The following is a 5,638-nucleotide window of genomic DNA, read 5'->3' on the forward strand; positions in this document are numbered from 1 at the left end:
AGGTGGTACTAATTTAGGGGAAAGGTCATGTTCATAATCAGTGGCCTTGAAATAGCTCTTAAAGGATTAGGGGGTAATCCCCCCGAAAAATAACTGGTGCCAAAAGTAGAATTTTCTCGTAAACTATATACAGGATACTCTTATGAAAAAATCAAAATTTACAGACACTCAAATCCAATCAATTCTAAAACAAGCTGAAGCTGGCACGCCTGTTTCGGAGCAGCGCGTAGATTCTTGAAGACTTTAGGATTTGAGAGAAATTCAGTGACCATGCGTTAGAGCTAATTATTAAAAACAACTGCAATAATAATGACTAACACACCAAGTGCTTGGCGAAAATAGTTAACCCCACTTGTTATCTCTAGCCATGCCCAGGTAAAGATAAAGCCAAAACTGAGCAAGTTAAAAAAATTATGGATTTTTGGTTGATAATTGCTCCAAAGCAAATTCAATATTGTAAGTATCAGCCAGCAAATGAGTGGCAAATTAGGTGCTTGGAATATAACAATCTGGTCTTTACTGTTTTTAAAAAAATCTAGAAATTTAAACATGTCTTAATTTCCTGATATCAAATTTGTTTACCGATTTTACATGAACCCCTATCTTGGGTGATGCCCATTGAATAAGCAATATCTTTCCTAAATCTATAAATGTGGCTTGTGCATTATTTAAATTCTTAAAAGTAAGTACATAAACGTGTTCCTTTATTTCTAAGCTACCATTTTCAACTAAATCGGATAAATCGACGATCATTGTTCATTGATGTTTATTAGGCTTTAATAAAATAGTAGAGGTAGTTACACGAGGATTAGAATTTTTATCATTAAAATTACACATTTTACATACCAATATAATAGGCTCATTATTTGTACAGGATGTTGAAGCATTTAAGGTACAAGTTAATAATAATTTTGTAGGGCAATTTAACAGTCTTATCATCTCGCCACCAAGATTAATTATTTCTAATTGTAGTTTCATTTATAATACCCTATTTGGGGTAGATAACGTACCTTATCCATCACAAACAGGGTATGATGAGGGAAAAGTAAAAAAGAGACCTTATGAATTTACTGGATCGCTCAAATTCAAAAAATCAAAAGTTTGTGATAGATAAGATTTTTCATCCTTTGGATGTCCATTTTGACACTAATTCGCTATCAGCTTGGTTGTCGTATTATTACTCAGTTCATGTCAATGGAGCACCAGAAAAAACAGAGCAAGCAAAAAAGAAGGACATCTCTAAATTCATTCAATTTTTCCAAATGGAAGTAGGGCATGACTTAGTGGATAGTTGGACCCCTGCAGTAAGTAAACATTTTCAAAAGAACTTAATAAAGACGATTTCGGAAAAAACAGGAAAACCTTACAAGGCAACGTCAATTAATCGCACGTTAGCAACTATACGTCATATCGGGCGATGGTTGCATCAACAACGACCATTACTGGCAGGTGACCCCTTAGCTCAGGTTAAAGATTTACAAACGGATGCTCCAGATTGGAATGGATTGACGTCAAGACAATTAATGCGATTAAAATCAGCGTGTGAACAGCGTATTAAAAGTTGCACTCGCAAAAATCAAAATCCATTAATGGAAACCGCTTTATTTTACATGCTTCTTGGAACAGGTCTTCGTGAGTCAGAGGTTGTTTCTTTAAATGTTGGTCAGTATCGACAAAAAGGGTTGTACGATGTTCTACGCCATAAGTCGAAGCGAATTAGTCAAAAAATTCCATTACCACAAGAGAGCAGGGAATATTTGGAGCAATATTTGGAACAAAGGGATGCACAAGATGATGAGCCATTATTTTTAACAAGATATGGGACTCGATTACAAACCTTAGATGTTTATCGAATATGCCAGCGCGTATTAAAACAAGCCTTAGCATTTTTACCAGAGCAAGAGCAATTTGAATTTACACCCCATAAGCTCCGGCATACTTTTTTAAAGAAAGTCACTGATAAGCATGGTGTGCATTTTGCCCAGGAGCTAAGTGGCAATGTTTCTATTAAAGAAATATTTCGCTATGCTAAACCCAGCCAAGAAGAGATTCAATCGACAATTGAAGCGTTGTTTGAGCATTAATAAAAGGGTGGGGATTATATTTCTTCTATTAATACATGTGGTGCTTTTCATACTTGTTGTAGGTTTAAATAGTACCTAAGATGGAGGAAGGGTCTATTATGATAATTGCAAATACTCTATTCCAAGATCTTAAAAGTGAATAAAATATGCTAATAGAAGTTTCAATCCGTTGAAGCATTACTCTTCGATAGGAGGAGTGCACCAAAGCCTAGGGATTGGTCTATATTCGAACTTATTTTTTATCTCGAGAATTTATTCTGGATATTTTTAGTCTTTTAACTTCATTATGTACTTCAATTAAAAAGCTCAGACAAGTTAAAGTGACAATATGCAGTCCCATCGCATCACTATCATTATCTTTCCACAGAAAATGTTTATCTAACTTATGAAGGAAGAGAGCATTATATAAATGCTTTAAGTTTCTAATTTCCGTATCTCTTTTAGGGTGTTGTAAATTATGAGCAATTTTGTTTCTGAAGGAAGATAGTTTTTTTATTATTGTCCATATTTTATCGTCTGAATATGATAATGAGGCAGCTTGAGCAAACTTACATATAGTTGCAAGACTAATATTATCATCTTTAAAATATTTGGGGTGAAAGAAATAGTCTTTAACAATTTCATTGAGTTGCTGCTCAATCAGTATATTAGATTTTATAACGGTTGAGTCTACTTCATTCATTTCTGGGTGGCGTAATGCCCTTAGGGAGTCTGATGACATGGTAATCGACATAATTATATTCATTTTAGAATGGTAATTAATAATATAAAACACTTAATTGAGATATAACAGCAAATAGGAGGAGGGTAGGGGTATTTTATTAATCTTTGAATTCTGTTTTGAGGAATAGTAGGATAAAAGCCCAGGATGTCACTTTCAGAAGACTATGACAATAGCTAAAAGTCATTAGCTAAAAGTCATTGTCAATAAATCTTTAGTGCCGCTTACACTAGACTGGTTTTTTGCGATAAAAATTAAGAACATATCGATAAGGCAATATCATTTTTCATTATTAAAGGATGTTGTTCATTGACAGCGACTTCAGGTAATTTACTATCCATTGATATTGAGTTCAACCTCAAGAAGTCATTGTCAATGAAGTCTGACTCTGCTTAAACACTGGGTTTTTATTGTCACTGTCTTCTGAAAGTAACAAAATCTTGAAACTTTTTAATTAAGTCCGGGGCACTGATGACACCCTCTTTTGGGTATAAGAGGATGTCTTTTTAATGCTTTAGAAGTGTAGCTCGATGTAGCAATGCAGTAGCATCTATATTGCTACATAATTAGAGGATAACTACAAGGAGAACAATAGGACTAACCTGTTGTATTTATTGAGTTCATCAAGATTTAGGACGCAGCAATGCTTTGGTTTAAGCCTGAACTGTTGCAATGTAGCAAAAGTAGCAATGATTGGGATTCGATTCCGATTATTTGCACCAGGGATTAAGAGTTATAAGAGTTTTATTTCCAGTTTTAATAAGGCGAATGTGCTGATGCTCCACCAGTGTTTCCAAGGCATTGTCCCTCTGTTCCTTGTTACGCAATGGACCAAATTGCAAAATGTCGCGGGGCGTTGTGGTTTGTGGTCTTTGCTGCAAGAGCCAGACAAGCAACTTTCGGGCGTCCTCAAGACTTGGCTGGTTTGATTGTGGTTCTAACAAGCGTCTTGCCTCGCTTAAGTACCAATTCATTAGAGTAATGGCTTGCTCGATGTGCTCCACACTAATATCCCCTGTTTTTCCTGAAAAAAGATGGAAGAGGGCAGCAAGACGCACTGCGTTTTCAGCCGCTTTGCTGGCAAAATCTTTGATTTCCATCCATTGCCCTTGGGCAGTCAATCCGGCTTCAATGCTGTTAAAAAACCCAATCCATAAGTGCTTTGCTTGAGGGTTCATTTTGAGGATGGGCAGGTTAATACACCCTGACTGGTTTAAGCGTTGGGATTGATCCAGACAATCGGTAATGCGTTGCTCGTATTCCTTTAAACCGTCCAGTTGTTCCGGTGGTTCTTGATAAAATCGCGTTCCCATGGAGCTGTCTGGGTAGGCGATCAGACAGCGTGCCAAAAAACCACTTTGGCGGCTGATTCCAGTAGCTTGACTTACCATCTGATCCAGTAATAGGGGTTGCATCATCAGGTTTAAAGTAAGGCGTCTGTGCTCAATGATAAAGCTTTGTGAGGTCTTGCGATGTGCTGCAAAAGATTTCCCTTCCCATAAACGATTGAGTAAGGCCACAAATCGCATGGGGTTGGATTGCATGCTGTGACTGCCAAGAATAATGCCTGCCTCATCCGACCAAAGTGAGGCACTCGGCCAGCCGTGAGCCAAATGGATTGCCAAGGCTTCTTGGGTTGCATCTTCAAAGTAGAGGGTGGGTTGTATGGGAATGTCCGGCTCCTGGTGAACTAAATCATCGAGTAAATCTTTGTAATAATCGCTGTCTTCACCGGAATAGACGGTACGTTTGATTTGGGTAAGCAGTCCATCTCGTTCCATCTGCCAGGCTTTATGTTGGGTTAATGCGCTCAATCGTTCCGGTTCTCGTTTTTTACGCACCACGGCTTCCCATTGGCGGATGGCTTTAGAAAACACATTATCAGCAGCACTTTTGCGCTCACCAGAACTTGCGATGACCAGAAAATACAGTGACACAGGGCTAACCAGGTAGCTGTCACGAGCCACATTGGCAAGGCTTTGGCATGCTAAAGACAGATTAGCTAGAGCGCAACAAGCGACTAATGATAGAGGTTGTTGCCCATAACATTGATAGGCATTGACCACTTGTTGCAGAGTATTGGGTAACGCATCAAACGGGTATGGGGTTTCATTGTTTAACTCATGGGTTAGTGGAACAGGAGGATTCCAAGAGTCTGTTTGATTTTTTTTCTGGGAGAGTAAGTCTGACTGTTCTATGGTTGTACTGGACATTAACTGCCGATTATTAAAGAGAAGTTAGAGGGTATTTTACGCGCAGACCCTAACCGTTGTAAAATCAGCTTTAGTTATCAATTATTGTGATGAAGGGTTTATGTTTATTGGTTGACCAAACCTACAGCACTCATCAAATCACCTTTAGGTAGAACATGGAACTTTTAGATAAAATTAGCGCTTTGGAGGAAGAAGCCTCTCAATTTGGGTTCAAGTGGCAAAGTGCAGACCAAATCATGGATCAAATTCACAGTGAGTGTGATGAAATCAAAGAGCACCTGGAGCATGACTTTTCTAAAGCGAATCAAACCGCTTTGCAAGAAGAAATTGGCGATTTACTCCACGCGGTGTTTTCCCTATGTATTTTTTGTAAGTTAAGTCCCCGAGTAACCCTTGGACAATCATTGACTAAATTTGAAAGGCGATTACGAGCGGTTAAACTGATTGCTGAGGAACGTGAATTAATTAACCTGGAAGGCCTGCCCTTTGAAGAGCTGATGCATATTTGGGATAAGGCTAAAGAGTTAGTTGGGTAACGGTGTTTTTTGTTTTGTGCCTGTGCGCAGCTGTAAATGCCATTGATTTGAGTTCATCCTTGAACTCGCTAGTGTCTCAACATC

General features: G+C 38.2%; 5 protein-coding genes. 2 read left to right on the forward strand and 3 right to left on the reverse strand.

Annotation, left to right across the window (positions count from 1 at the left end):
• Nucleotides 1-281: 281 nt before the first annotated feature.
• Complete coding sequence (locus BGO44_RS16915) at nt 282-551, reverse strand: hypothetical protein (RefSeq protein WP_286823442.1); 270 nt, start codon at nt 549-551, stop codon at nt 282-284.
• Nucleotides 552-1,061: 510 nt separating this feature from the next.
• Between BGO44_RS16915 and BGO44_RS16920 the strand changes: the two genes are divergently transcribed.
• Nucleotides 1,062-2,084, forward strand: a complete 1,023-nt coding sequence (locus tag BGO44_RS16920; protein WP_286823444.1) for a tyrosine-type recombinase/integrase — start codon at nt 1,062-1,064, stop codon at nt 2,082-2,084.
• A 232-nt stretch (nt 2,085-2,316) separates the two neighbouring features.
• On the opposite strand, the gene BGO44_RS16925 is transcribed toward BGO44_RS16920, so the two are convergent.
• Together BGO44_RS16925 and BGO44_RS16930 are read right to left on the reverse strand one after the other, a co-directional pair.
• Nucleotides 2,317-2,817: a hypothetical protein gene (locus BGO44_RS16925; RefSeq protein ID WP_286823445.1), complete on the reverse strand. Its 501-nt coding sequence runs from the start codon at nt 2,815-2,817 to the stop codon at nt 2,317-2,319.
• A 698-nt stretch (nt 2,818-3,515) separates the two neighbouring features.
• Complete coding sequence (locus BGO44_RS16930; protein WP_286823446.1) at nt 3,516-5,018, reverse strand: YfjI family protein; 1,503 nt, start codon at nt 5,016-5,018, stop codon at nt 3,516-3,518.
• A gap of 155 nt (nt 5,019-5,173) precedes the next feature.
• Between BGO44_RS16930 and BGO44_RS16935 the strand changes: the two genes are divergently transcribed.
• Entirely contained in the window at nt 5,174-5,554 is a 381-nt protein-coding gene (locus tag BGO44_RS16935; protein ID WP_286823447.1) for a MazG nucleotide pyrophosphohydrolase domain-containing protein, read from the forward strand.
• The last annotated feature ends 84 nt before the right edge of the window (nt 5,555-5,638 follow it).

The sequence above is a fragment of the Legionella sp. 39-23 genome (assembly GCF_001897665.1).
Classification (GTDB): Bacteria; Pseudomonadota; Gammaproteobacteria; order Legionellales; family Legionellaceae; genus Legionella; species Legionella steelei.

Excerpts from the sequence above, each read along its gene's own strand:
- BGO44_RS16915 (WP_286823442.1), bottom strand. The coding sequence starts at position 551 with ATGTTTAAATTTCTAGATTTTTTTAAAAACAGTAAAGACCAGATTGTT.
- BGO44_RS16920 (WP_286823444.1), top strand. The coding sequence starts at position 1,062 with ATGAATTTACTGGATCGCTCAAATTCAAAAAATCAAAAGTTTGTGATA.
- BGO44_RS16925 (WP_286823445.1), bottom strand. The coding sequence starts at position 2,817 with ATGTCGATTACCATGTCATCAGACTCCCTAAGGGCATTACGCCACCCA.
- BGO44_RS16930 (WP_286823446.1), bottom strand. The coding sequence starts at position 5,018 with ATGTCCAGTACAACCATAGAACAGTCAGACTTACTCTCCCAGAAAAAA.
- BGO44_RS16935 (WP_286823447.1), top strand. The coding sequence starts at position 5,174 with ATGGAACTTTTAGATAAAATTAGCGCTTTGGAGGAAGAAGCCTCTCAA.